The 25,915-nt window shown below is 49.9% G+C and carries 28 protein-coding genes, 1 other RNA gene and 1 pseudogene; 18 read left to right on the forward strand and 12 right to left on the reverse strand.

The window, feature by feature from the left end; all coding sequences use genetic code 11:
- Positions 1-9 precede the first annotated feature (9 nt).
- From lepA to rpoE, 5 genes are all read right to left on the reverse strand, one after another.
- Positions 10-1,809 carry a translation elongation factor 4 gene (gene lepA, locus PAG01S_RS12260; protein ID WP_010257661.1) on the reverse strand — a complete coding sequence of 600 codons (1,800 nt, stop codon included), beginning with the start codon at positions 1,807-1,809 and terminating at the stop codon, positions 10-12.
- 218 nt (positions 1,810-2,027) lie between these two features.
- The gene (gene rseC, locus PAG01S_RS12265) at positions 2,028-2,492 is read right to left on the reverse strand and encodes a SoxR-reducing system protein RseC (RefSeq protein WP_010257664.1); all 465 of its coding nucleotides are present in this window, start codon (positions 2,490-2,492) and stop codon (positions 2,028-2,030) included.
- Entirely contained in the window at positions 2,489-3,445 is a 957-nt protein-coding gene (gene rseB / locus PAG01S_RS12270; RefSeq protein ID WP_010257666.1) for a sigma-E factor regulatory protein RseB, read from the reverse strand. Before rseB ends, rseC begins: the two co-directional genes overlap by 4 nt.
- Entirely contained in the window at positions 3,445-4,098 is a 654-nt protein-coding gene (gene rseA / locus PAG01S_RS12275; RefSeq protein ID WP_010257667.1) for an anti-sigma-E factor RseA, read from the reverse strand. The genes rseB and rseA overlap by 1 nt, the downstream gene beginning before the upstream one ends.
- Before the next feature lie 27 nt (positions 4,099-4,125).
- Positions 4,126-4,704 carry an RNA polymerase sigma factor RpoE gene (rpoE, locus tag PAG01S_RS12280; protein ID WP_010257669.1) on the reverse strand — a complete coding sequence of 193 codons (579 nt, stop codon included), beginning with the start codon at positions 4,702-4,704 and terminating at the stop codon, positions 4,126-4,128.
- Between the two features lie 414 nt (positions 4,705-5,118).
- Between rpoE and nadB the strand changes: the two genes are divergently transcribed.
- Entirely contained in the window at positions 5,119-6,738 is a 1,620-nt protein-coding gene (gene nadB / locus PAG01S_RS12285) for an L-aspartate oxidase (RefSeq protein ID WP_413467831.1), read from the forward strand.
- On the opposite strand, the gene trmN is transcribed toward nadB, so the two are convergent.
- Positions 6,723-7,472, reverse strand: coding sequence for a tRNA(1)(Val) (adenine(37)-N(6))-methyltransferase TrmN (gene trmN / locus PAG01S_RS12290; protein WP_062758830.1), 750 nt, complete (start codon positions 7,470-7,472; stop codon positions 6,723-6,725). The genes nadB and trmN overlap by 16 nt on opposite strands.
- A 166-nt stretch (positions 7,473-7,638) precedes the next feature.
- Between trmN and srmB the strand changes: the two genes are divergently transcribed.
- Positions 7,639-8,967 (forward strand): ATP-dependent RNA helicase SrmB, encoded by a 1,329-nt coding sequence (gene srmB, locus PAG01S_RS12295; protein WP_010257676.1) that lies wholly within the window; start codon positions 7,639-7,641, stop codon positions 8,965-8,967.
- Positions 8,968-9,184: 217 nt separating this feature from the next.
- On the opposite strand, the gene grcA is transcribed toward srmB, so the two are convergent.
- Entirely contained in the window at positions 9,185-9,568 is a 384-nt protein-coding gene (grcA, locus tag PAG01S_RS12300; protein ID WP_010672180.1) for an autonomous glycyl radical cofactor GrcA, read from the reverse strand.
- Positions 9,569-9,810: 242 nt separating this feature from the next.
- Between grcA and ung the strand changes: the two genes are divergently transcribed.
- On the forward strand, positions 9,811-10,491 hold the full coding sequence (gene ung, locus PAG01S_RS12305) for a uracil-DNA glycosylase (RefSeq protein WP_062758831.1): 681 nt from the start codon (positions 9,811-9,813) through the stop codon (positions 10,489-10,491).
- 59 nt (positions 10,492-10,550) lie between these two features.
- Here ung and grpE read toward each other — a convergent pair whose 3' ends face one another.
- Complete coding sequence (gene grpE / locus PAG01S_RS12310; RefSeq protein WP_010257683.1) at positions 10,551-11,132, reverse strand: nucleotide exchange factor GrpE; 582 nt, start codon at positions 11,130-11,132, stop codon at positions 10,551-10,553.
- A gap of 122 nt (positions 11,133-11,254) precedes the next feature.
- On the opposite strand from grpE, the gene nadK reads away from it, so the two are divergent.
- The 3 genes from nadK to bamE all read left to right on the forward strand — a co-directional run bounded on the left by nadK (position 11,255) and on the right by bamE (position 14,413).
- Positions 11,255-12,133 (forward strand): NAD(+) kinase, encoded by an 879-nt coding sequence (gene nadK / locus PAG01S_RS12315; RefSeq protein WP_010672178.1) that lies wholly within the window; start codon positions 11,255-11,257, stop codon positions 12,131-12,133.
- Between the two features lie 84 nt (positions 12,134-12,217).
- Positions 12,218-13,879, forward strand: coding sequence for a DNA repair protein RecN (gene recN, locus PAG01S_RS12320; protein WP_062758833.1), 1,662 nt, complete (start codon positions 12,218-12,220; stop codon positions 13,877-13,879).
- Positions 13,880-14,065: 186 nt separating this feature from the next.
- Complete coding sequence (gene bamE, locus PAG01S_RS12325) at positions 14,066-14,413, forward strand: outer membrane protein assembly factor BamE (RefSeq protein ID WP_010672176.1); 348 nt, start codon at positions 14,066-14,068, stop codon at positions 14,411-14,413.
- A gap of 95 nt (positions 14,414-14,508) precedes the next feature.
- Here bamE and PAG01S_RS12330 read toward each other — a convergent pair whose 3' ends face one another.
- Both PAG01S_RS12330 and PAG01S_RS12335 read right to left on the reverse strand, forming a co-directional pair.
- Positions 14,509-14,802 (reverse strand): RnfH family protein, encoded by a 294-nt coding sequence (locus PAG01S_RS12330; RefSeq protein ID WP_010257690.1) that lies wholly within the window; start codon positions 14,800-14,802, stop codon positions 14,509-14,511.
- Positions 14,795-15,229 carry a type II toxin-antitoxin system RatA family toxin gene (locus PAG01S_RS12335; protein ID WP_010257692.1) on the reverse strand — a complete coding sequence of 145 codons (435 nt, stop codon included), beginning with the start codon at positions 15,227-15,229 and terminating at the stop codon, positions 14,795-14,797. Before PAG01S_RS12335 ends, PAG01S_RS12330 begins: the two co-directional genes overlap by 8 nt.
- Before the next feature lie 158 nt (positions 15,230-15,387).
- Between PAG01S_RS12335 and smpB the strand changes: the two genes are divergently transcribed.
- The 5 genes and pseudogenes from smpB (at position 15,388) to PAG01S_RS12365 (ending at position 19,376) form a co-directional block, all read left to right on the forward strand.
- A complete protein-coding gene (gene smpB / locus PAG01S_RS12340) occupies positions 15,388-15,870 on the forward strand; it encodes an SsrA-binding protein SmpB (protein ID WP_010257694.1) in 483 nt (160 codons plus the stop codon).
- A 43-nt stretch (positions 15,871-15,913) separates the two neighbouring features.
- Positions 15,914-16,275, forward strand: a transfer-messenger RNA (tmRNA) gene (gene ssrA, locus PAG01S_RS12345).
- Positions 16,276-16,399: 124 nt separating this feature from the next.
- Positions 16,400-17,159: pseudogene (locus PAG01S_RS21715) on the forward strand (primase-like DNA-binding domain-containing protein); the annotation flags it as partial.
- Between the two features lie 380 nt (positions 17,160-17,539).
- Positions 17,540-18,475 (forward strand): retron St85 family effector protein, encoded by a 936-nt coding sequence (locus PAG01S_RS12360; protein ID WP_062758836.1) that lies wholly within the window; start codon positions 17,540-17,542, stop codon positions 18,473-18,475.
- Positions 18,465-19,376: a retron St85 family RNA-directed DNA polymerase gene (locus PAG01S_RS12365; protein WP_062758838.1), complete on the forward strand. Its 912-nt coding sequence runs from the start codon at positions 18,465-18,467 to the stop codon at positions 19,374-19,376. Before PAG01S_RS12360 ends, PAG01S_RS12365 begins: the two co-directional genes overlap by 11 nt.
- A 152-nt stretch (positions 19,377-19,528) precedes the next feature.
- Here the strand turns inward: PAG01S_RS12365 and PAG01S_RS12370 are convergent, their stop codons facing one another.
- Entirely contained in the window at positions 19,529-20,341 is an 813-nt protein-coding gene (locus PAG01S_RS12370; protein ID WP_062758840.1) for a hypothetical protein, read from the reverse strand.
- Positions 20,342-21,267: 926 nt separating this feature from the next.
- On the opposite strand from PAG01S_RS12370, the gene PAG01S_RS12375 reads away from it, so the two are divergent.
- The 7 genes from PAG01S_RS12375 to PAG01S_RS12405 all read left to right on the forward strand — a co-directional run bounded on the left by PAG01S_RS12375 (position 21,268) and on the right by PAG01S_RS12405 (position 25,759).
- On the forward strand, positions 21,268-22,089 hold the full coding sequence (locus PAG01S_RS12375) for an RNase A-like domain-containing protein (protein WP_062758841.1): 822 nt from the start codon (positions 21,268-21,270) through the stop codon (positions 22,087-22,089).
- Positions 22,090-22,096: 7 nt separating this feature from the next.
- Positions 22,097-22,393 (forward strand): contact-dependent growth inhibition system immunity protein, encoded by a 297-nt coding sequence (locus PAG01S_RS12380; protein WP_073970670.1) that lies wholly within the window; start codon positions 22,097-22,099, stop codon positions 22,391-22,393.
- Positions 22,394-22,422: 29 nt separating this feature from the next.
- The gene (locus PAG01S_RS12385) at positions 22,423-22,914 is read left to right on the forward strand and encodes an RNase A-like domain-containing protein (RefSeq protein WP_245006270.1); all 492 of its coding nucleotides are present in this window, start codon (positions 22,423-22,425) and stop codon (positions 22,912-22,914) included.
- A gap of 3 nt (positions 22,915-22,917) precedes the next feature.
- The gene (locus PAG01S_RS12390) at positions 22,918-23,220 is read left to right on the forward strand and encodes a contact-dependent growth inhibition system immunity protein (RefSeq protein WP_062758848.1); all 303 of its coding nucleotides are present in this window, start codon (positions 22,918-22,920) and stop codon (positions 23,218-23,220) included.
- Positions 23,221-23,507: 287 nt separating this feature from the next.
- Complete coding sequence (locus tag PAG01S_RS12395; RefSeq protein ID WP_010672163.1) at positions 23,508-23,753, forward strand: YmjA family protein; 246 nt, start codon at positions 23,508-23,510, stop codon at positions 23,751-23,753.
- 336 nt (positions 23,754-24,089) lie between these two features.
- A complete protein-coding gene (locus PAG01S_RS12400) occupies positions 24,090-24,578 on the forward strand; it encodes a cold-shock protein (protein WP_062758850.1) in 489 nt (162 codons plus the stop codon).
- A gap of 326 nt (positions 24,579-24,904) precedes the next feature.
- On the forward strand, positions 24,905-25,759 hold the full coding sequence (locus PAG01S_RS12405; protein WP_010257738.1) for a PA4780 family RIO1-like protein kinase: 855 nt from the start codon (positions 24,905-24,907) through the stop codon (positions 25,757-25,759).
- A gap of 66 nt (positions 25,760-25,825) precedes the next feature.
- On the opposite strand, the gene mgtU is transcribed toward PAG01S_RS12405, so the two are convergent.
- On the reverse strand, positions 25,826-25,912 hold the full coding sequence (mgtU, locus tag PAG01S_RS22735) for a magnesium transporter protection protein MgtU (protein ID WP_354439566.1): 87 nt from the start codon (positions 25,910-25,912) through the stop codon (positions 25,826-25,828).
- Between the last annotated feature and the right edge of the window lie 3 nt (positions 25,913-25,915).

The following is a 25,915-nucleotide window of genomic DNA, read 5'->3' on the forward strand; positions in this document are numbered from 1 at the left end:
TGGAAATCCTTATTTGCTGTCCTTACCGACATGCAGAATGGCGAGGAACGCTTCCTGTGGCAGCTCAACGTTACCAACCTGCTTCATTCGCTTCTTACCATCTTTCTGCTTCTGCAACAGTTTCTTCTTACGGCTGACGTCACCGCCATAACACTTGGCAAGAACGTTTTTACGCAGCTGTTTCACCGTTGAACGCGCGATAATGTGGTTGCCGATGGCAGCCTGAATCGCAATATCAAACTGCTGACGCGGGATGAGCTCTTTCATTTTCTCAACCAGATCGCGTCCGCGATAAGGCGCGTTGTCACGGTGGGTAATCAGCGCCAGCGCATCCACACGCTCAGAGTTAATCAGTACGTCGACGCGTACCATGTCTGAAGGCTGGAAACGTTTAAAGTTGTAATCCAGCGAGGCATAACCGCGCGAGGTTGATTTCAGACGGTCAAAGAAGTCGAGTACCACTTCAGCCATCGGAATTTCGTAAGTCAGTGCCACCTGATTGCCGTGGTAAACCATGTTGGTCTGCACGCCACGCTTCTCAATACAGAGCGTGATGACGTTGCCCAGATACTCCTGCGGCAGCAGCATGTGACATTCGGCAATCGGTTCACGCAGCTCTTCGATATTGTTCAGTGCCGGCAGCTTGGATGGGCTGTCGACATGAACGATTTCGCCGCTGGTGGTCACGACTTCATACACCACCGTCGGTGCGGTAGTGATCAGATCGAGATCGTATTCGCGCTCCAGACGCTCCTGGATGATCTCCATGTGCAGCAGACCGAGGAAGCCGCAGCGGAAACCAAAGCCCAGCGCCGTTGAGCTTTCTGGCTCATAGAACAGCGAGGCGTCGTTCAGGCTCAGTTTACCGAGCGCATCACGGAACGCTTCATAGTCGTCAGAGCTGATTGGGAACAGACCGGCGTAAACCTGTGGCTTCACTTTTTTAAAACCTGGCAGCGCTTTGTCTGCCGGGTTACGTGCGGTAGTCAGCGTATCGCCCACGGGTGCGCCGAGGATATCTTTAATGGCGCAGACCAGCCAGCCTACTTCACCGCAGTTCAGCTCATTACGATCAACCCGTTTCGGGGTGAAGATACCCAGGCGGTCAGCGTTATAAACCTGACCAGTGCTCAGGACTTTGATCTTGTCGCCTTTGCGCATGGTGCCGTTTTTCACGCGCACCAGGGAAACAACACCCAGGTAGTTATCGAACCAGGAGTCGATAATCAGTGCCTGCAGCGGCGCTTCCGGATCGCCTTCTGGCGGCGGAATATCGCGCACTAAGCGTTCCAGCACTTCCGGAACGCCGACGCCGGTTTTGGCTGAGCAGCGCACCGCGTCAGTTGCATCAATGCCGACGATATCTTCAATTTCCTGCGCGGCGCGATCGGGATCGGCAGCGGGCAGGTCAATTTTGTTCAGAACCGGCACCACTTCCAGATCCATCTCCATCGCGGTGTAGCAGTTCGCCAGTGTCTGCGCTTCAACACCCTGACCGGCATCCACCACCAGCAGCGCACCTTCGCAGGCGGCCAGTGAGCGGGAAACTTCATAAGAGAAGTCTACATGTCCTGGGGTATCGATGAAATTGAGCTGGTAAGTTTGGCCGTCTTTCGCGTGGTAATCGAGTGTGACGCTCTGTGCTTTGATGGTGATGCCACGCTCGCGCTCCAGATCCATAGAGTCAAGAACCTGCGCAGCCATTTCACGAGCGGTGAGGCCGCCGCAAATCTGAATCAGGCGGTCAGAGAGCGTAGATTTGCCATGGTCGATATGAGCGATGATGGAGAAATTTCTTATGTGCTTCATTTATTGGGATATCTTCGCTTAAAATTCAGTTGAAAACCTGAGCACAGACACATTCAGGAAGATCGCTCTTTACCCACAATCCTGTCAGCCTCATTAATGACGACGCATATTACACTGTTAACGCCGCGCATAAAAGAATGGAACGTGGTGGAAGCGAAACAGATATCTGCGCGAGGCAGAACAGATAAAGGCCGCGGGATGCGCGGCCTGGACGTGCGTTACGCTTCGCTTTCAACACGCAGCGCATCGGGAGGCAGGGCGATGTTCAGAATGACCGGCTGAAAGGCTTCTCGATCGCCGAATTTCATTGAAACGCCTTTGGCGACAATAAAACCCCCGATGCCGCCCAGCAGCGCACCGCAGGCGGCGGCCAGATCGCTGCTGAACAGCGCCTGAAACAGCCCGGAAACCAGGAACAGGCCAAACAGCGGCGTCATGTAGACCAGCAACGCGGAACCCAGCAGGCTGCTCTCTTTGATACCAAGTTCGATCCGCTGCCCCGGCTGCAGCGGCTTGCTGCTGGCGATTTGCATCACGTGGGCATTCTTCGGACCGAGCTTATTCAGCATATGGCTGCCACAGCCTTTACGCGCCTGGCAGCTGTTGCAGGAGGTTTTAGCTTCGGTGTGCAGCGTGGCGATGCCATCCTGCCATGCCACCACGGTGGCCCATTCTCTCATCATTTTTGTGACCCCAGGTCGATGCTGTCCGCAATACGTTTTGCGGTCGAGGGCGGTAATTCGCCGATCACCGCTATTTCGTTATTATTGCGCACAACGGTCTGTACCGTACGACGCCCAGTGCGCAATGTCTGCGTTGTGCTGGTTTTATCGGCCGGCGTCACGTTGATCGCGAAACTAAACAGGCCATCACTGTAGAGCTTCGATTCCATATTTTTATTCAGACCGGGTAGCGTGCGGCGATTCTGCGACACCAGCGACATACCGGCAGGTATCCAGCCTGGCTGCCAGGTGAGCGTAACCGCATCCCCTTTCGGCACCGATAGCGACGGAGGCAGATTGGCTTTCTCCAGCCCCTGCATCAGATTACGCACCCCTTCGTCCACCGCAAAGCTGATGACGCGGAACTGCTCCAGCGTTTCGCCATCACGATCGAGCAGGTCGATGCGCAGCGGCAGCTTGGTGTCCACATCCAGCCAGACCACATAGCTGTAACGAGTGCCATCGCGTGAAACGATGCGCAACACATCACACATCTGATCGGCAATGCGCGAGCGGCCCACGGTAATAAAATCATAGGCTGTGGCGAGCTTGGTGAAGTCAGCAAAAATTACCGACGGTAAAGCATCGATAATGTGATTGCCGGGGAGCGAAAAGGGATCGAGGCCGGGTTCGAAGTAACTGATATCATTGCCGCGCTGGATCACTTCCCGACGTGGCCCGTCCATCTGCAACAGCTGCGCGAATATCCGGTTATCGATTACAGCATGACGATAACGCAGCGATTCGATGCCGATGCGGGAAACGTTGATATAGGCGAATTCGTAGTTGAGGTTCTGACTTGCCTGCTCCATCTGCTGCAATAGCGCCCCGGACGCAGAAGGTTGCGCCGGGGCGGCAGATGACCACAACAGGCTGCCTGTCAGCAGGCTAACAGCATACCAAAGCGGCTTCATTACTGCTGTTGCTGTCCTAATGATTGATTTCCGGGAACATCAACCTGCGCCTGTTTTGGCGCAGTGGTTTCAAACTGCAGCTGGTCAGCGTGCAGGCGACGTTGCAGTTCGTAATCCTGCAGCATGGCATTTACGCGACGACGCTGGTCCTGAACCTGCTGGTTAGAACTGTTGGTGTCAAATGCATCAGACGGCACGCCCAGGCTCACCGGAGACGCTTTGCCCATCATCGGCATCGTATTGAACACCGGAGAGTCAGAGGTCTGCGTGGCGCTGCCCTCTGGCTGGTTATAGTGCTGAACGCCTACGATCACGGCCAGTGAAACACAGGCAGCGACACCGACCTGGGTCAGTTGCGCAGCCCACGGGCGCGCTTTTTTCCAGAACGGCATTTTTTCCCAGCGGGAAGGTTCTGGCTGAGCTTCAGGGATCAGCGTTGTAACCGTACGCAACGGTTCTTTTTCGATGGCAGCAGCGACGCGCGCAGAAATATCAAAATGCAGGACATCGCCCACATCACCGCGCATGGTATCGCGAATGAGATGATAGCTTGCCCAGCTTTTCTGTAATTCTGCGTCCTTAGACAAGGCGGAAAACAGCTCGTTATCTAAGGTCTCACCATCCATTAAAGCGGAAAGTTTTTCTTTCTGCATGCCTATGTACCCTTCCAGTAGCCGTTATCACTGACGTTGGATAAGCGGTTGAACTTTGTTATCAATGGCCTCTCGCGCACGAAAGATACGTGATCGAACAGTGCCTACCGGGCAATCCATAATGACGGCGATCTCTTCATAACTCAGACCGTCCAGTTCCCTGAGGGTGATTGCCATACGCAAGTCCTCGGGTAGCGCCTCGATGGTACGAAAGACAATTTGTTTCAATTCTTCTGACAACATTAAGTTCTCAGGGTTCGAAATTTCTTTTAATGCACCCGCACTTTCGAAATTTTCTGCGTCAATAGCATCCACATCGCTGGATGGCGGACGACGCCCCTGAGCAACCAGGTAATTTTTCGCTGTATTTACCGCAATGCGGTACAGCCAGGTATAAAACGCGCTATCGCCCCGGAATGAATCCAGTGCGCGATACGCTTTAATAAACGATTCCTGTACTACATCAGGTACGTCGCCCGAGGGAACATAGCGTGAAACCAGGCTCGCCACTTTATGCTGGTAACGAATCACCAGTAAGTTGAAAGCTTTTTGATCTCCCTTCTGTACGCGCTCGACAAGGACCTGGTCCGTCAACTGCTCGCTCATCCGAGGTAATGTCTCCCCAAATTTTTCATACGCATAAAGTAACTGCCAGCACATCTCATGGTTCTGAGCAAGCATGCGCTTAGAGTTGTGATGTGGTGCGAAGTTCACTTCTCGCCCTGATATTTACCGCTCCGATGGACATTACACAGGTTCTTCGTTTTCGTTCAGTGTAAGGAGCGTAAATCGCAGGCAGAGTAACCTATGACAACAGCTTTTTCATCATTAAATCCTTTAGGTTTAATAAGTTTGCTATAAAAAACCGCGCCAAAAGCAGCCCGGTTTTAACTCACTGATATTAAGTAACTTTGGGAAATCATCAGACAAAAACCTGCGCCAGATGTTTAAAATACTTCACAGCAACCCCCATTGCGCTTATGCTCAGCCCTATTCTTGTTTAGTAAATTAAACATTATGATGAATGCGAACCCGGATTATCAGTGTGATGTACTCATTGTGGGCAGCGGTGCTGCTGGCCTGTCGCTGGCGTTGCGGCTGGCAAAACAGTATCAGGTGACAGTTCTCAGTAAAGCGCAGGTCAATGAGGGGTCAACCCTTTACGCCCAGGGCGGTATTGCTGCGGTATTTGATGAGACTGACAGTATCGAGTCGCACATCGAAGATACGCTGATTGCCGGAGCAGGATTATGCAACCGTGAAGCCGTCTCGTTTATCGCCAGTAATGCCCGGCATTGCGTGCAGTGGCTGATCGACAACGGTGTCGCTTTTGATCTCGATCCGCAGGCGGCCGGCGACATGCGTTATCACCTGACGCGGGAAGGCGGCCACAGTCATCGCCGTATCCTGCACAGCGCTGACGCCACCGGCCACGCGGTTGAAACGACGCTGGTAAGCCAGGCGTTGAGCCATCCCAATATCCGGATTCTGGAACGCACCAACGCAGTCGATCTGATTCTTTCAGATAAAATCGGCCTGCCAGGCCCACGCCGTGTAGTAGGCGCGTGGATCTGGAACCGTAATCGCGAACAGGTGGAAACCTGTCGGGCACGGGCCGTGGTGGTTGCAACCGGTGGTGCCGCCAAGGTCTATCAATATACGACTAATCCCGACATCGCCTCCGGTGACGGCATCGCGATGGCCTGGCGTGCCGGCTGCCGGGTTGCCAATCTGGAATTTAATCAGTTCCACCCGACCTGCCTGTTTCATCCGCAGGCGCAGAATTTCCTGTTAACCGAAGCGTTACGTGGAGAAGGTGCCTGGCTGTTGCGTCCCGATGGCAGCCGTTTCATGCCCGATTTTGATGAGCGCGCCGAACTCGCCCCGCGCGATATCGTCGCCCGGGCCATCGATCATGAGATGAAGCGGCTGGGCGTTGACTGTATGTATCTGGACATCAGCCACCAGCCTGAGGAGTTTGTTCGCGCGCACTTCCCGATGATCTATGAGAAGTTGCTGACCTTTGGCTTTGACCTCACCAAAGAACCCATCCCGATTGTGCCTGCCGCGCACTATACCTGTGGCGGCGTGGTCGTTGATCAGCACGGCCAGACCGACGTCAGTGGCCTCTATGCCATCGGTGAGGTGAGTTATACCGGCCTGCATGGCGCTAACCGCATGGCATCCAATTCGCTGCTGGAGTGTCTGGTGTATGGCTGGTCCGCCGCAGAGGAGCTGATTCGCACCCTGCCCGCCATCGAAGCCGTTACTGCGCTACCCGCATGGGATGAAAGTCAGGTCGATGACGCCGATGAGCGCGTGGTGATCCAGCATAACTGGCACGAGCTGCGATTATTCATGTGGGATTACATGGGAATCGTCCGCACGACCCGGCGGCTGGAGCGGGCGCTGCGTCGCATCAACCTGCTTCAGCAGGAGATCGATGAATATTATCGTCATTTCCGCCTCTCCAATAATCTGCTGGAGCTACGGAATCTGGTGCAGGTCGCTGACCTGATGGTGCGCTGTGCGCTGGAGCGAAAAGAGAGTCGCGGCCTGCACTATATCCGCGACTACCCGGATTTACTGCCCGAGGCGCGGCCAACCATCCTGACGCCGCCGGACTACATAAAAAGGTAGAACTCCCGCGTCAGGCTACACCACTCAGCAGAATAGCGGGTGTCCGGCGTGCGGATGGCAAGGCGCTCCAGCAGGGTTTCACCGGCCTGCGGCGACAGCCCCAGCAGGACGCGGTGTGGCGGACGATGGGCATATTCCGCCACGTCCAGCCGGAAACGCAGGTGCCAGCCATCCGCCTGCGCCAGGGCGATGAATTCCTGGCCGGTCGCGGTGGGCAGCACCACGCAGAACATCCCCTCTTCTTCAATCAGTAATGCAGCGCTGCGTAGCAGTGTCTGATGATCGAGCGAGGCAGTCGCACGGGCGCTGTCCCGTGCCGCAGTCGAACAGGCCACGCCAGGCGCAAAATAAGGCGGATTGCTGACGATTAGCGAGTAACGTTTATCGCACTGTTCGGCCCAGTCGGCGATATCACGCTGATGAATCTGAATACGTTCAGGCCACGGCGACTGCTGCACATTCTCCTGCGCCTGAAGCGCGGCTTGCGGTTCTAACTCAACCGCATCGATGTTGACCGGCGACGGCGTACGCTGCGCCAGCATCAGCGCGATAAGCCCGCTGCCGCTGCCAATATCCAGAATACGTTTTACCCCGGCAACCGGCGCCCAGGCCCCAAGCAGAATGGCATCGGTGCCCACTTTCATCGCACAGCGATCGTGCGCGACAAAAAATTGTTTAAAGGTAAAACCGTTCTTGTTTAACTGTGGCCGTTCACGCGGCTTATCCTGCATCATTCGTCACTACCATCGTTTTTTTTCCTGCCGTACGGCAGCGCATGAGTGTAACGTGACAACAGAGGGAATTCACGCGGCAGACAACCCCAGGCGCAGCCGAAACGGATTAACAGATGAAGATTCAGTCTGATCTGTCTATAATCAGCGCCCCAAACTGAGGTAGACCATGACAGTAACCACATTTTCCGAACTCGAACTCGACGAAAGCCTGCTACAAGCGTTGCAGGAAAAAGGCTTTACGCGCCCAACAGTGATCCAGGCTGCTGCAATTCCGCCCGCGCTGGAGGGCCGTGACGTTCTGGGTTCGGCACCTACAGGGACCGGGAAAACCGCCGCGTATCTGTTACCGGCGTTGCAGCACCTCCTTGATTTTCCGCGTAAGAAATCTGGCCCGCCACGCATCCTGATTGTGACCCCGACCCGCGAACTGGCGATGCAGGTCGCCGATCATGCGCGTGAGCTGGCGAAACATACTCATCTGGACATCGCCACCATCACTGGCGGCGTGGCTTATATGAACCATGCCGAAGTGTTCAGCGAAAACCAGGACATCGTGGTCGCCACCACTGGCCGTCTGCTGCAGTACATCAAAGAAGAGAACTTTGACTGCCGCGCAGTAGAAACCCTGGTGCTGGATGAAGCGGACCGCATGCTCGATATGGGCTTTGCCCAGGATATCGAAACCATCGCGGCTGAAACGCGCTGGCGCAAGCAAACCCTGCTGTTCTCCGCCACGCTGGAAGGCGACAATATTCGTGACTTCGCCGAGCGTCTGCTGAACGATCCGGTTGAGCTGGAAGCGGACCCAAGCCGCCGTGAGCGCAAAAAGATCCAGCAGTGGTACTACCGCGCTGACGATCTGCAGCACAAGACCAAATTATTGATCCATCTGCTGAAACAGCCGGATGTGACGCGCAGCATCGTGTTCGTGCGTAAGCGTGAACGTCTGCATGAGCTGGTGAGCTGGCTGCACGAAGCGGGGATTCGTAGCAGCTATCTTGAAGGCGAAATGGTGCAGGCGAAGCGTAACGAAGCGATTAAACGTCTGAGTGAAGGCCGCGTTAACGTGCTGGTAGCGACGGATATCGCCGCGCGCGGCATTGACGTTGAAGATGTCAGTCATGTCTTCAACTATGACATGACGCGCACCGCCGATACCTATCTGCACCGCATCGGGCGTACCGGTCGTGCGGGCCGTAAAGGCATCGCCATCTCACTGGTTGAAGCGCACGATTTCGTGCTGCTGGGCAAAATCACCCGTTACGTGAACGAGCCAATCAAAGCGCGCGTGATTGATGAGCTGCGCCCTGAGACGCGGGCGCCAAGTGCCAAAACGACCGGCAAACCGTCGAAAAAGGTTCTGGCGAAGCGTGCAGAGCAGAAAGCCAGTGAAACAGAAAAACCACGTGTGAAAAAACGCCATCGTGATGCCAAAAATGTCGGCAAACGCCGCAAGGCAAGCGGCAGTACGCCAGCTAACGAGAATGCGGAATAAATCATCGCAGCTATAAAAAAATCGCCTCACAGGAGGCGATTTTTTTTATCTGATAATCAGTAACAGCCCTTTCACAATCTTTTATCTGCCAGAGCGCTTTCTTCATGACACTGGCATCAGCGTGCCGGAAAGTTAACTGTTTATCTTATTCATAATATTAATAAAAATTGCTGTGTGCGCTTTGCGCTAATTTTCAGCAACCGATAACTCAGGCTGCTCAAAGACTTTCAGTAAAGGTACGGGTAATCACGTCGCGCTGCTGCTCAGGTGTCAGTGAGTTAAAACGCACGGCATAGCCTGAAACACGGATGGTCAGCTGCGGATAGTTTTCAGGATGTTTAACTGCATCTTCCAGCGTTTCGCGGCGCAGAACGTTGACGTTCAGATGCTGTCCACCTTCAACACGTACCTGTGGTTTGATTTCAACCGGCACTTCGCGGTAAGCGAATTCGCCCAGTTCGCTGATGGCGACAACCTGATCTTCTTCGTAGCCCGCTTTTGCACACAAGCAACGCGCTTCGGCTTTCTCTTCGTCCAGCAGCCAGAAGGAGTTCAGTAGTTGTGAATTGTTTGATTGAGTGATCTGGATACCAGTGATCATGATTGCGTCTCCCGGGTAATACGTGGATAAATCAAATTTGAGGCCCCGGTATATCACCTTTGATCTCGGACAGTTTTGACCTGTATCAATATTAATCAGGCATTCCGGCCGCTTTTAAGCTAACCCGTTGATCTCAATACCCCTGCCACCTAAACTTAATTTGTATTATTCAAATTATTTTTGCCTTCAGGTCAGCGGCAGGAACCGCTAAGCTTATGGCACTAAAGTTAAGGGAGTTAAACATGGCTGAAAAGCTGACCTGGCACGACGTGCTGTCTGAAGAGAAAGAGAAACCCTATTTTATCGAGACGCTGAAGCAGGTCGCCGATCAACGCGCCGCAGGTGTCACGGTCTATCCGCCGCAGAAAGATGTGTTCAACGCCTTTCGCCTGACGGAGCTGGGCGACGTCAACGTCGTGATACTCGGTCAGGATCCCTATCACGGGCCTCATCAGGCGCACGGCCTGGCCTTCTCGGTACTGCCCGGCGTCCAGGTGCCGCCCTCTCTGCAGAATATCTATAAAGAGCTGATGCAGGATATTCCAGGTTTTCAGAAGCCCAGTCACGGCTTTCTTGAGAGCTGGGCAAAACAGGGCGTGATGTTGCTGAACACCGTGTTGACAGTTGAGGCGGGCAAAGCGCATTCCCATGCGCGATTTGGCTGGGAGACCTTTACGGATAATGTGATTGCGGCGATTAACCAGCACTGTGAAGGGGTGATTTTTCTGCTGTGGGGTTCACATGCGCAGAAGAAAGGCAGCATTATCGATCGCCAGCGCCATCACGTGTTGCAGGCACCCCATCCCTCGCCGCTCTCCGCGCACCGTGGCTTTTTCGGCTGCAAACACTTTTCAACAACCAATGAGCTGCTGAGCGCTGCCGGTAAAAAGCCGGTGGACTGGACGCCGGTTTTACCGGACTAACGCCAGAAAGCACACGGCCGCGTCAGTGCGCGGCCGTGTAACGGGATTCAGGCGTTGAATCAGCTTTTAGCTTTGGAAACCGCAACCATCGCCGGGCGCAGCAGGCGACCATTCAGCGTATAGCCACGCTGCATCACCAGCATGACATGGTTTGGCTCAAACTCTTCAGACTCCATCATCGACATCGCCTGATGCACTTCCGGGTTAAATGGCACGCCGGTTTCGCCGACCACTTCAACACCGAATTTACGTACGGCGCCCAGCAGGCCTTTCAGGGTCAGTTCAATCCCTTCAATCATCGAAGCCAGCTGTGGATCCTCTTTGTTCGCCACTTCCAGCGCACGTTCGAGACTGTCGATCACCGGCAGCAGTTCGTTGGCAAACTTCTCAAGCGCAAATTTGTGCGCCTTCTCAACGTCCATCTCGGCACGACGACGAATGTTCTCAATCTCTGCCTGCGCACGCAGCTGGGCATCGCGCACACCGGTCTGCGACTGCGCTAATTCAGCTTCGAGCTGAGCAATACGCTCATCACGCGGATCCACCTCTGCCGCTGTCTCCGCTTCCTGAGGTTGCTGCTGATCCTGCTGAATTTCGTCTGAGACTTGCTCGTTTGGGGTGTTCTGTTCTTTACTACTCATGAATTTCTCCGCGTTTTGCACATTCATTTCGCTGGTTGGCTTATTATGGGGATTGGTATGACGGATTCAAGGGAACCTATCACATTGCCTTACCGTTTTGGCTTATAAGGAACACCGACCAGATGAACAAACACTTTAACTGCATTGGTATTGTGGGTCATCCGCGCCATCCCACCGCGTTAACCACGCATGAGATGCTCTGGCGCTGGCTGACAGCCAAAGGTTATCAAGTGATCGTTGAGAAGCAAATTGCGCAGGAGCTGTCGCTTCACGACGTACAGACGGGCACGCTGGCGGAGATTGGTCAGCAGGCTGATTTAGCGGTCGTGGTGGGCGGTGATGGCAATATGCTGGGCGCAGCGCGAGTGCTGGCGCGCTACGACATTAAAGTGATTGGGATTAACCGCGGTAATCTCGGCTTTCTTACCGACCTTGACCCGGACAATGCGCAGCAGCAGCTGGATGAGGTGCTGCAGGGCAACTATTTCGTCGAGAGCCGCTTTCTGCTGGAAGCGCAGGTGTGCAAATCTGACTGCTCGCCGCGCATTGGCTCCGCTATCAACGAAGTGGTGCTGCATCCCGGCAAAGTCGCGCACATGATTGAATTTGAAGTCTACATCGATGAAGTGTTCGCCTTCTCCCAGCGATCAGATGGGCTGATTATCTCAACACCCACCGGCTCGACCGCCTATTCACTCTCTGCGGGCGGCCCGATTCTGACGCCGTCACTTGAAGCGATTGTGCTGGTGCCGATGTTCCCGCATACGCTGTCAGCGCGGCCACTGGTCATCAACAGCAGCAGTACCATCCGTTTGCGCTTTTCCTCACGCCGCAGCGATCTGGAAATCAGCTGTGACAGCCAGATTGCGCTGCCGATTCAGGAAGGCGAGGATGTACTGATTCGGCGCAGCAGCAACCATCTGAACCTGATTCATCCTAAAAACTACAGCTATTTCAATACGCTGAGTTCAAAGCTGGGCTGGTCAAAAAAATTGTTCTGAAATGCGGCCTCCCCTCTTTACTGGATAAAAAACCAGTTTATACTGTATGAAAAACCATATGTGTTTATTCATACAGGTGAACCTATGCTGGCCCAACTGACCATCAGTAATTTCGCTATCGTTCGTGAGCTCGACATTGATTTTCAACGCGGCATGACAGCAATCACTGGTGAGACCGGTGCCGGTAAGTCTATCGCGATTGATGCGCTGGGATTATGTCTGGGTGGTCGTGCTGATGCCGACATGGTGCGTCAGGGCGCCAGCCGGGCCGACCTCTGCGCCCGATTTCAGCTCAAATCTTCCCCTTCTGCTCAGCGCTGGCTGATTGATAATCATCTGGACGATGGCAACGAATGTCTGCTGCGCCGGGTTATCAGCGCTGACGGACGTTCCCGCGGCTTTATCAACGGCACGGCGGTGCCGCTCTCTCAGCTGCGCGATCTCGGCCAGTTACTGATTCAGATCCACGGCCAGCATGCCCATCAGCTTCTGCTCAAACCAGACCATCAGAAACATCTGCTGGATGCCTATGCCGGTCACGACGAGCTGCTGCAGCAAATGCGCGCCAGCTATCAGACCTGGCATCAGAGCTGCCGCACCCTGGCGCTGCATCAGCAGCAGGCGCAGGAGCGCGAATCCCGTCGCGAGCTGTTGCAGTATCAGTTGAAAGAGCTGAACGACTTCGCTCCGCAGCAGGGTGAATACGAGCAGATCGACGAAGAGTACAAGCGTCTGGCCAACAGCGGACAGTTGCTGTCGACCAGCCAGCAGGCACTGCAACTGTTAGCAGACAGCGATGACAATAATCTCAACAGCCTGCTCTACAGCGCACGTGAGATGATTTCAGAACTGACCTCGCTGGATGAGAAGCTGAACGGCGTTCACAACCTGCTGGAAGAGGCGGCGATACAGCTGAGCGAAGCCAGTGACGAACTGCGCCACTACTGCGACAGCCTCGATCTGGATCCTAACCGCCTGTACGAACTGGAACAGCGTATTTCGCGCCAGATCGCCTTAGCCCGTAAGCATCACGTCACCCCTGAAGGGCTGCCTGAACTGCATCAGCAACTGCTGGCGGAAGCGGAACTGCTGTCTCAGCAGGAGAGCGATCAGGAGAGCCTGCAATTACTGGTGGGTGAACACTATCAGGCAGCGTTGCAAAGCGCAGAGCAGCTGCACCAGCAGCGCAGCCACTATGCAGATGAGTTGCAACTGCTGATTACCCAGAGTATGCACCTGCTCTCGATGCCGCATGGCCAGTTTAAAATCGCGCTGACCTTTAATCCGGATCAGCTGACCGCAGACGGTGCGAGCCGCGTAGATTTCCAGGTAACCACTAACCCAGGTCAGCCACTGCAGCCGCTGGGCAAAGTCGCTTCGGGCGGTGAACTGTCACGTATCGCCCTGGCAATTCAGGTCATCACCGCGAAGAAAATGGAAACGCCGGCGATGATTTTCGATGAAGTGGATGTCGGCATCAGCGGCCCGACCGCCGCCGTGGTAGGTAAACTGTTGCGTCAGTTGGGCGAATCGACCCAGGTGATGTGCGTAACCCACCTGCCGCAGGTTGCCGGTTGTGGTCATCAGCATTTTTATGTCAGCAAAGAGACCGATGGTGCGATGACCGAGACCCATATGCAGCCACTGGACAAGCGTGCACGTCTGCAGGAACTGGCACGACTGCTGGGTGGCAGCGAGGTCACACGCAACACCCTGGCCAACGCAAAAGAACTTTTAGCCGCATAGCAGCGCACTTTTTTAACCGGCTGGGGTCATAAGCTTGCTCTGTAGAGGTTTCCAATAGCGAAAAGGTTTATTATCATCGGCACTTATGTCGCCAAAGTAATAAAGCCTGCCGCAGGCAGAGTTCAGATTTTGATGGCAAGAAAACCGCCTGTAAAAGGCGTTTGGCCCCGGAAAAGGAATGTATAGATGCGCTGTAAAACGCTGACTGCCGCGGCAGTAGTAATGTTGATGATGACCGCCGGATGTTCCACCTTAGAGCGCGTGGTCTATCGTCCTGATATCAACCAGGGTAACTATCTGGTAGCTAATGACGTAGCCAAGATCCATACCGGTATGACACAGCAACAGGTGGCTTACACCCTCGGTACGCCGATGATGAAAGACCCGTTTGGCAGCAACGTATGGTATTACGTGTTCCGTCAGGAGCCAGGTCATGAGCGCGTGAAGCAGCAGACGCTGACGCTGAACTTTGATGGCAACGGTGTTCTGACTAACATCGACAATAAGCAGAATCTGGCCAGAAACAGCGACTGATTGAACGTAAGACCGTTTAAACAACAGACAGCAAAAAGGCGCACTGAGCGCCTTTTTTTATGCCCGCTATCCACTGAGCCTGACAGGATAGCGACTTATTTTTTGCTTTCTGCCGCTCGCTCTGCGCGCTGACGGCGCAGCTCTTTGGGATCGGCAATCAGCGGACGATAGATCTCAATACGATCGCCCTCATTAACCTCATCACCCAGCTTCACTGGCCGACTGTAGATGCCGACTTTGTTACTGGTGAGGTCAATCTCCCGACGCAGTTCCAGTAGCCCTGACTTTTGGATGGCCTGCTCTACCGTACTGCCCTGCTCCACTTTCACGTAAAGCTGATACTGTTTTTCAGGTAAGGCGTAGACCACCTCAACGGAGATCTCAGGCACTGTAGACCTCTTTGGCACGCTGAGTGAAAGCCTGCACCATGCTGTTGGCAAGCTCTTTGAAGATACGTCCAAAGGCCATCTCTACCAGCATGTTGGTGAATTCAAACTCCAGGCTTAATTCAACCTTGCAGGCGTCATCGCCCAGCGAGACGAACTTCCAGCCGCCGGTCAGCTTGCGGAACGGTCCATCAACCAGTTGCATATGGATGCTCTGGTTATCTGTCAGGGTATTGCGGGTGGTAAATGTCTTGCTGATGCCCGCTTTCGACACATCCACGGACGCAGTCATCTGATTATCTGACGCATCCAGCACGCGGCTTCCGGTGCAACCCGGCAGGAATTGCGGATAGGCATCCACATCATTTACAAGTTTGTACATCTGCCCGGCACTAAACGGGACCAGCGCCGAACGACTAATCTGAGCCATAATGGTTCCTGTTCATCACGAAACCGCTGAATAATAGCATTTTCAGCGATTAAACAAAAATGTCCCCGAGTGAGGGTGTGCTAGAATATCCCGTTTCCTGCCGCCCCGCTGGACTGGGGATGCGATAACCGACTAAGTGATGTAAAATACGCCGCACTATGACAAAGAAAAAAGCACACAAACCCGGTTCTGCCACTGTTGCCATGAACAAACGCGCCCGTCACGAGTACTTCATTGAAGAGGAGTACGAAGCGGGATTGTCGTTACAAGGATGGGAAGTTAAGTCACTTCGTGCTGGTAAAGCCAACATCAGCGACAGCTATATTCTGCTGCGCGATGGCGAAGCCTTTCTGTTCGGTTCAACCTTTCAACCCTTAGCCGTTGCCTCCAGTCACGTGGTCTGTGACCCGACGCGCAGCCGTAAGCTGCTGCTGAAGCAACGTGAACTCGACTCCCTGTATGGCCGCGTCAACCGCGAAGGCTACACCATCGTGGCGCTGTCGCTGTACTGGAAGAACGCTTGGTGCAAACTGAAGATTGGTGTTGCACGCGGTAAAAAAGAGCACGACAAGCGCGATGATATTAAAGACCGCGAATGGCAATTAGACAAAGCACGTATCATGAAGAATTCAAAGCGTTAAGCACTGGATTTTGAGTTGTTTTGTTGCTAGTATTTGAAGTTCTGGGGCTGATTCTGGACTCGACGGGATTGTGAAGCCTTAGGAGCATGCCGAGGGGCGGTTTGCCTCGTAAAAAGCCGCAAAAAAATAGTCGCAAACGACGAAAACTACGCACTAGCAGCTTAATAACCTGCTTAGAGCCTTCTCTCCCTAGCTTCCGCTCTTAAGACGGGGATCAAGAGAAGTCAAACCCAAAAGAGATCGCGTGGATGCCTTGCCTGGGGTTGAAGCGTTAAATCCAATCAGGCTAGTCTGTTAGTGGCGTGTCTGTTCGCAGCTAACCGGCGAATGTAAAAACTGACTAAGCATGTAGTGCCGACGGTGTAGTAATTTCGGACGCGGGTTCAACTCCCGCCAGCTCCACCAAATTCTTGGTTGATGGTTACCAGAACCATCATCGAAGTCCTGAGAGCCCGCAAGGTGAAAGCCTAGCGGGCTTTTTTGTGTCTGTGATTTTGAAAGACACTATTAATGGCCCTGGCAGTGCTGGGACAACAGCCCCTCTGCGACCATCTAAACGCTGGAATCGCCGCGCGAACGCGCTGCGGTAATTGGATACTTGCTGATTATCCTGTCTGAACATGCAAGTTGGGCGGCGATGACGCGGGTATTAAGGCGATTATCGGCGGCGATGCGGTTGTCATCGCTCCCAAATATCGCGACGCCTATTCAACCCATATTCCGGCAGTAATTCTGGCGGTTAATAAAAATCCGATGCGCTTTATCGACCACAGCGGCGGCGTTTCGCGTCGCCGGGTAATCCTGGCGTTTCCATAAGTAATACCGGCGAAAGAGCGTGACACGCAATTGCTGGATAAGATCAGCACCGAACTAGCCGTCATCGTTCGTCATCTGATGCAACGTTTCGCATCTCCTGATGAAGCGCGCGAGTTGTTGCAGGGCAGCAGTCATCCGGCGAAGCGCTGGAGATAAAGCGACAAGCCGATACGCTAGTCGATTTCGGTGGCTACCTGATGCCATTGAGCACGCCAAATGGGCTGTTTATCGGTAACGCCAATATTTGCCCTATAAACCCGAAGCGCTATCTCTATGATGCGTATCTGTCCTTCATTGAATCGCGCGGACATCAGCATCCGCTCAGCCTGACAGCCTTCGGCCATGCTGTGCCACAGACTCTGAAAGAGTATGAACGTGTACTGCTCAAGCTCCGGACGAATAACGGCATACAAACCAACCTCAAGTTACATGAAGACAGTGAGGCAGATTGGCTGCCTGCATGTAGTGCCTGATAATCTCATCCCATAAAAACCAGCTTAGGCCAGTTTTTTAACATCCGTTAGGGTAATCACCTTAAGTGCATACTGATGTGCACCTGTAATGACACCATTCACTTATTAATCTATTGATTAATATTAATTAATAGCATAAATGAAAAGAATGAAAACTATTAACGGAAATTATTTTTTTCGCTTTCGAATTTGTCGAATTGATGATATTTTCTGGTCAACCCTTAGTTTGGAAGTGCTCCGGCATTTCTTGTGGTTGGTGTATATCCGACCCGTTACTATTGTTTGGTTTCTCGTCGCAAGAACGCGAGGCGTCACGAGGACAGCCGTCCTCGTGCCACCTCGCGATCTTGCGCCTCGTAACCTGTGTAAGGGCTCATTTGATGTGGTCAAAACATCCAAAATATCTGAATGCTCGTAAGGATTTCGTTGCTAACTTCTCAGCAAGTGAACTAACGCAGTTGAGTTATTCGTTACCAAAGATCCTTTTTATTTGTGGTGGTGAAGAAAAAAGCTGTAAAAATCGTGGAATTTTAGAAGGTTACATTAGAAAACATCACAAGGAATATCTTACATTTCGTGCTGAACTTGCCTGGGATCTAATTAGTAGTAGTGATAATTCAAAGAATGTGAATGCGCTAGCTTTAGAGGAGTGGCTTGCAGATATTTCCGACATTGTAATTATATTAGTTGAGAGCTTTGGAACTGTGGCTGAACTAGGTGCATTTTCATTAAGCCCTAGCTTAAGAAAGAAGTTGTTACCTGTTTTAGATAAACAGTTTGAGAGACACAACTCATTTATTAACACAGGCCCGGTAATGTGGGTAAATAATGACTCTAAATTTAAACCAACAATCTACACTGATTTTAAAACGATTCTAACATGCATTCCTCAAATTAATGAGAGACTAACTAGAAAAACAAGATCTTCTGTGTCGAAAAATAATCTTCATGGTGACTATCAATACTCGCCAAAAGTTCTTCTTTTCTTCTTATTATGTGTAATTGCTTCTCTTGGTCCCATTGGGACAACAGAAATAGCAAAACTGAGTTCTAACATTATTGGGCTGAAAGATAGAAGCAAAAATAACATTAGATTTATGCTATCTCTTGGAATCGCTTTAGAATTATTTAAGAAAACACAAGTTGGAAGTGAGTTATATTACTCGTGCGTTGATTTTGATAAATTTTTCAATCATGATTCCACCAAAAAACTATTGAGTAAGATACTGAAAAGCAGGGCAAGAGCACTATCAGATTTGATAATGATACCAGCTTTCAAAAGCGAATTGGGGAAGGTAATGAAGAATGTTAATTGAACATCTTTCAGATAGTCTTATTTTAACTGAAAATTTTATCTGTGAACTTGCTGATACCGCTAGTAAAAATTATAACAAATTCAGCGTACCCAAAAAAAATGGTGGTACGAGAGTTGTTTATCAACCACACAAAGAACTAAAATTATTACAACGAGTAATTCATGATGATTTTTTAGTTAAGATGCCAGTACACCCAGCATCTACAGCTTACTTAAAGGGTGCTTCAGTTAAAAATAACGCCGAAAAACATAAAAACAACAAATATCTTCTCCGCCTTGATTTCGTGGATTTTTTTAAATCAATTACACACAATGATATTTTGTCATTCATGATGGAAAATAAAATCCATCCTGATTGGAATGAATATGATAAAGAAATTTTCCTAAAACTTGTTTGTTACAATGGAAGACTAACCATGGGTGCTGTTACGTCTCCAATGTTATCTAATTTAATTTGTAATAAACTTGATAGGATTATCGACTCAATTTGCAGTCAGCAAAATATCACTTACACGAGATATGCCGATGATATTTATCTATCCACTAATACGGCTGGTATTTTAGGAAGCATGCCTCAAAGAATTATTAACGTACTGCGCTTATTAGAATATCCAAAACACTTAATAATCAATTCATCGAAAACCAAGCATTCATCCAAAAAAAGCAGGATGATGGTAACTGGACTTACAATTACAAATACTGGCAATATATCGATTGGTAGAGATAAGAAACGAGAAATTAGAAGTTTAGTATACAAATGGGATCAACTAACAATTGAAAAGAAAAAATATCTTCAAGGATACCTTTCATATTGTGTAAGTGTTGAGCCTCTTTTTATAAATTCCCTTTGTGAAAAATTCAGTGCTAAGATCATAAAAAAAATCCAATCATCCAAACTTTGACTTATATGTAAGCATGCGCCTTAGCAAATGTGTAAAATAATATTAACACAAATAAATCATGTTGTAAGGCGCACTCGCGCAATTGGAATCCTAAAAACCATACCAATTTAAACTATATCATTGCATATTCATACACTTATGTGGGGATTTTATTAAACTGAATCAAATTTAACATCATTTTTACTTGCGTTTTTATCTGTTAATTTTTTCTGCACATTAGATTTACTCAATATTACAATTGCATCTAGGTTATCCTGCACTTTAAATAGAGCGTAATCATCATAGTGTTCATGATAACCATTTGATATTAGAAAAAACTCAAATGATTCACCTGACATTTCCGTGAACATGTTAAAGTTAAATGGTGTATATCCTGTTATGAAACCAAACTTATCGAAAATTACATCTATAGTTTTATCTTTAATTCGATAAGTGAATATGAACCCCATTTTTCGCGTCAATACTATATCATTGAAAGTAATGACTTTTTTATGTAGACGATTTTCAAAACTCTTTAATGTTAGTGAATTTTCCACATCACAAGCGATAATATTTCCGCCTCCAGTAACCACAGAAAAGAAAAGTTGCTCAGAAATATCAATCGAAACTAAGCCATTTTGATCACAAATCTCACTATATTTAGGTATATCAATCAATTTAGCTTCATAGCCTTTTAAGACTAGTGGTTCTTCAAATTTTATTATTTCAATGATACCTTTATTACTAATCCTCATGTTTATTGAGGAAATAATAACTGTGTTATCTCTCTTATTTGAAATGACAAAGTTTGTTAGGTGTAAATTGTACAATTTCCCAGTACTTAGACTATACGATACACATATTTTCTTTGTTACTTTCTGGTATCCGAAGTAAATAGTAAAACCTGCAGCGATTAAAGTCAGCAACTTTATATCAAAAATAGAATACAGCCATGCAAGTCCACCTATAACATTTTGATTGATCATTTCACATCCATTCTTCGACAATGTTACTAATAACCACTCACAGTGATGAGATGGCCAGTTAAACCATAATATATCCCGACAAATGTAACTTAGGTAAATCAGAGCTCATTAACTACTCAGTGAACGTTAGTGTAAAGCATCTTAGCCACGCGAAACCTATTAGTCTTTCGTGGGCTAATGTAAAAATCCATCTAAGCAGCCCTGCATTTTTAAACATCTATTACACGTGCCGTAATATCCCAGAAGTCTTCTTGAGGTGCTAAGCTGACAATTACCAGTATGAAGCGCTTATTAGAGTCACATCGCACATACTGTGCTTCGGTCGCTTATCAATCAATTCAACTAAAGTAGTTACTCTTAGTGCACACTAGTGTACATCCAACCTCAAACCATTTACCACTTAAGATATTGAAACTATTGAATAAAAACAAAAATTGAACAGTGTGGATACTTTTCTCTTAAATTATTTTATTTTGGATTTAGCTCCGGTTGTTCGTCATCCTTACCCTGCCGCTCGGGGTATGAGATCCAATAATTGGTACACGTTTAGGTACACGGCTCAGAGTTGAATTAGATAAAAACTTTTAATTTCATAAAGTTGAACCATCCATTCAGATTCCGCCAGCCGCTAAATCAAAACCGTGCGGACTTTTTGAATCTGCGATCTTCCTTAAAACATCCCCCTCGACTGAAGCAAAGCCCGCTCCATCGTCTGACTAACTCCCTAACGAAGGAACCTGGCATGAGCCTCCCTGTGTGAGTTAATCCCCATAGTTAGTGACCTGACTATATTATTTTAAGAATAAATAACTAATAATCCAGATAACAAAGCTTTAAAGAAATAGTAATTATTTAAGGTAGGTCTGATCAAAGCACCTACCTGTCTGATTTAAAAAGGATGCCGTTCACACAGATGGAGTTGAATCATGGATGATGGGTTAAAAATTGTATTGTCTCCTGTCCAGCTGGCTGCTGCCCTTTCTGACAAGTCAGTAACCGAATCAGAGACAATATCTAACCGTCTTATGGGCGGGCTGGGGCTGGTAATGGGAACGCTGGAGCTGGCCGGGGCAACTGCGCTTTGTATTGCACCCGAGCCTACAGGCTTGACAAAGGCGGCTTGCGTCGTTGTTGGCACGCACAGCATGGACAGTATTAATAGCGCAGCAAATCAGGTTCTGAGCGGCAAGAATGTTCGTAGTGCGACATATCGCGCCGCCATTGAGATGGCGAAACAGTTTGGCGCCGATGAAGATACAGCATGGAAAGTAGGCCTGACCATAGATGTGGGCGTGCCGATAGCTTTTTCTCTTGGACTTGGCGCGGCGAGAATTGCTGCCGTTCGTGTTGGCCGAATCAAATTAATTGAGCATGAATCTGTCTCTGGATCAAAACCGGGCGGGCATACGCTTTTAAAGCATATTGGAAAATCACCCCATGAACTTCATGAAAGAATTATCCAATCCAATGGGGTATTGGATCTATCTGGTTCGTTCTCGTCGCTGGAGATTGCCGAAACAGCCATATCAAAGGCACTTCATAACAATCGGGAGTGGATAAAACTATGGGCAGCAAGTAAACCACGACATAACATGACGATAAGTTACGATGTGGGTAAAACCGTTGGTTATGTTGTTCAGAAAGGGAGCAACACTACGTATAAAGCAACTAAAATCAGAGTTGCGCTGAAGTATCAGACTTACAATAACAAACCTTATTATATAATTACTTCTTTTCCAGATAAGTGAGTTGATCATGAGCCGCGCACCTCTTGCCCCAAACTTAGATTTATGCATTGTGGGAACACTTAATCAGGACTTCGACGTTATCACTGGCGCTGATACGATGGATGGTGCCATTGATGTAGTCGTTGACGAAGCTTCTCCAGAAGAAAGATGTAATTTACGTAAAGAAATTAATGACTTTCTCAAGCTGTCAGAAGAAGAGATAAAGGAAGAGTTTTCTCAGCGCTGGCAAGATATTTCACCTGATTACGCCAGCAGTTTTTTGCTCTATTTCCTTGAAAGCATCAAAAGATACGATCAAAAGTGATGTTGCGTGCGCACCCATTCGTGAACTGATTGGTAGGTTTGACCTTCGATGTTGCTGTACCTGTTGCTCTTTCTCTGGGGGCAGGAGCAGCGAGAATTTCAGCCATTCGCACAGGACGCATCAAACTTATTCAATATGAATCAGTAACTGGTAACACGCCCGGAGGCCATGCAATTTTAAAGCATATTGGTAAAACACAGCATGAATTAGCAGCCCGGTTAAAAAGCACAGAAAATATGGCTCGCCCGCCAAATGCCATTAGTTCTTTCACCAATATAGATATGGCCGAAAAGTCAGTATCCGATGCAATAAAAGTAAATAAAGAGTGGATAAAAATTTGGGCGGCAAGCAGACCAGGACATAATTTAAATATCAAATATGACACCGGGAAAGCCATTGGTTACTCCCTGTTCAGGGGTAGTCAAAAACTGACTCCGGCAACGAAAGTCAAGGTTGTTCTTAAATATGAATTGTACAACGGCAAGCCTTACTATATTCTGACTGCATTCCCGGAGGTTTAAATTATGCTACTCACTACTAATATAGATATTCTGATTGAAGGGACATTAAATCAGGACTTTGATTTTATTACAGGTGCTGACACCATTGATGAAGCTATTGATATTTATACAGCTGAATTAACACTCCCGGACCGTGAAGACCTAAAAAAAGAAGTGATGAACTTTCTGACATATGACGATGAAATGATAAAATCAGAGTTCAGAGACAGGTATATTAACGCCTTTGCACCGGAAGATGGTAAAGGGTTGCTTCTGAGAATACTCGAAAGCATCAACAAGCATAGTGACCATGGCAATCCCTTATAAACGAGCATTGGTGTTCGATGGAGGGTTACCAGAACTTCGTCGAACTCCTCAGAGCCCGCGAGATAAACGTACTGCGGGCTTTTTGTGTCTGTGCAGCCCTGCGGCCTTCCGTGCGAATGCGCTTCAGGCATGTCTATCAACATTTTCTGCAACGTCATTACCATACTCCCTTCCGCCTCCCCACTCCCCCTTTACAGCCCCAACCCAAACACGAAATAATACCCCTCTACGCCGGGCCACAATGCCCTGCCAACGCTTAAACCCAAACTCAACTCTGCGGACAATTTATGAATAACGAAATCTCTCTCAAATACTATGATGTCGCAGATGAGTATGCGACAGAGTCCGCTAAGCCGGTGAGCGAAGCAGAACGTACGCCGCTGGCGCACTACTTCCAGCTGCTGATCACCCGTCTGATGAACAACGAAGAGATCAGTGAAGAGTCGCAGCAGGATATGGCGCGTGAAGCGGGTATCGATGAGCAGCGTATTGATGAAATTGCCGAGTTCCTGAACCGCTGGGGCAACGAGTAACAGACGCTCACCGGCAGACGAGCTTTGCGCAGTTTGCCGGTGAATCTGCCTGACTCAGTACCGCATTCGCCCGCCTGTATCCCCGTAACAACGCCCAGTGCTGACAGCCACGTGTTTCACGTGGCTGATGTCCGTTCCCTGCCCTAACGACCCATCTTCGTTTTTATCTGCCGCTACACACACTCCATCACACACGCCTTCATCCGCCACAAAGCCCCCTTCCGCCGCTCACCCTCTGGCGCACCTGAAAATTATCATCCAGACTTATATAGTCTGCGCAGGCATTGTGTTTTACACTGCGCGCTGTAAAAAACTGAGTAGATTAAGCAGGCAAAAATGGCGATGAACGGAACGATCACAACCTGGTTTGAAGATAAAGGTTTTGGCTTTATCAAAGATGAAAACGGTGATAACCGCTATTTTCATGTGATTAAGGTCGCCAATCCTGATCTGATCAAGAAAGATGCGGCGGTGACGTTTGAACCCACCACCAACAACAAGGGCTTATCCGCCTATGCGGTGAAGGTCGCGCCGACAAGCAAATACATCTATATCGCAGGCGAGCGGCTCAAGATCACCTCGATTAAGTCTTATCTGGTCTACAACGAAGAAGTCCCGGTCGATGCCGGTGTCTATAAAGAGAACGCGGTGTTGTCAGTGGGACTGCTGCTGAATAATATCCGGCCGAAAACTGACCCTAACGCCAATGAGATGCGCTCGCTGAAAAAGCTGGCGGTCACCACCTTCCAGGGTACGACACTGATCTTCTCTGAAGATGAGATCGACATTGAAAGCACGGTTAAAGTGCTTAAAGGCCTGAAGTAATCCCGCAGGCGGGCCGAAATCCTGTTGGCAGGATTTCGGCCTTCAGCCTCCTGCCAGCCTGCTCTTCAGGCACATTTCTCTGACACGAAATCCCCGCCCACAGGGCTGATGCATGACAAAGCGTTCCTCTGGCGGATAAAACCGTCCTGCTCTCCCCTCTAATCCATTGTTTATGATAAAACAAAGGTCAAAAGCGCAGCTCATCAAGGTTCATCCCCACAAAGCGACTTTCCAGGGTAGAATTAGAAACTTTGTTCAGTCATTGCCAATGTTTTCCATCATCGCAAAGTGATACGAAAAGCGGGTGAAATAAGGTATAAAGCCGCATGAAAATCCCAAACAGAATCCAGCCCCTGGTCGATGACGGCCTGATTGACGATGTCCTGCAGCGGCTGAAAAGCGGCAAAGAAGCAGACGTCTATACCGTGCTATGCGGCGGCAAGGTGCAGTGCGCCAAAGTCTATAAAGAAGCAACCCAGCGTAGCTTCAAGCAGGCCGTGCAGTATCAGGAAGGTCGTAAAACCCGTAACAGCCGTAACGCCCGCGCCATGCAGAAAGGCACAAAGTTCGGCCGTAAGCAGCAGGAAGAGTCCTGGCAGACCGCCGAAGTAGATGCCCTGTTCCGCCTGGCGAACGCCGGTGTTCGCGTGCCACAGCCTTATCTCTGCATCGACGGTGTGTTATTGATGGAGCTGGTGACCGATGCCAATGGCTCGGTCGCGCCACGTCTCAGCGATGTCTCTCTGTCTGAAGAGCAGGCGGTGACGGATTTCCACACCATGATCCGCAACATCGTCCGCATGCTCTGTGCCGGTATCGTTCACGGTGACTTATCCGAGTTCAACGTGCTGCTGGATGACCAGGGCCCGGTGATTATCGACCTGCCACAGGCGGTCGATGCGGCGGCCAATAACCATGCCGAGTCGATGTTCGAACGTGACGTGGACAACATCACCTCCTACTACGGTCAGTTCGCTCCGCAGCTGCTGAAGACGCGCTACGCCAAAGAGATCTGGCTGCTCTATGAAGATGGCAAGCTGACGCCGGAAACACCGCTTACCGGGAAGTTTGTGGAAGAGGAGCGCGTGGTCGATATGGATTCTCTGATGGATGAGATCATCACCGCAGAAGATGAATATTATGAGCGCCAGCGCGCCAGCCGTGAGCGCGACGAAGAGTAACTGCATCAATAAAAAAGGCAGCGAGTCGCCTCGCTGCCTCTCACTTACCGCACTATCACAACGCCATCACCGCACGATGACCGTCAGCGCAATCAGAGTTAAGCCGATGATCATCACGCCGACAAAGACCGTATCGAGCCTGCTTTTTTTCATCTT

Origin of the sequence: Pantoea agglomerans NBRC 102470 (assembly GCF_001598475.1) — a bacterium.
Taxonomy (GTDB): domain Bacteria; phylum Pseudomonadota; class Gammaproteobacteria; order Enterobacterales; family Enterobacteriaceae; genus Pantoea; species Pantoea agglomerans.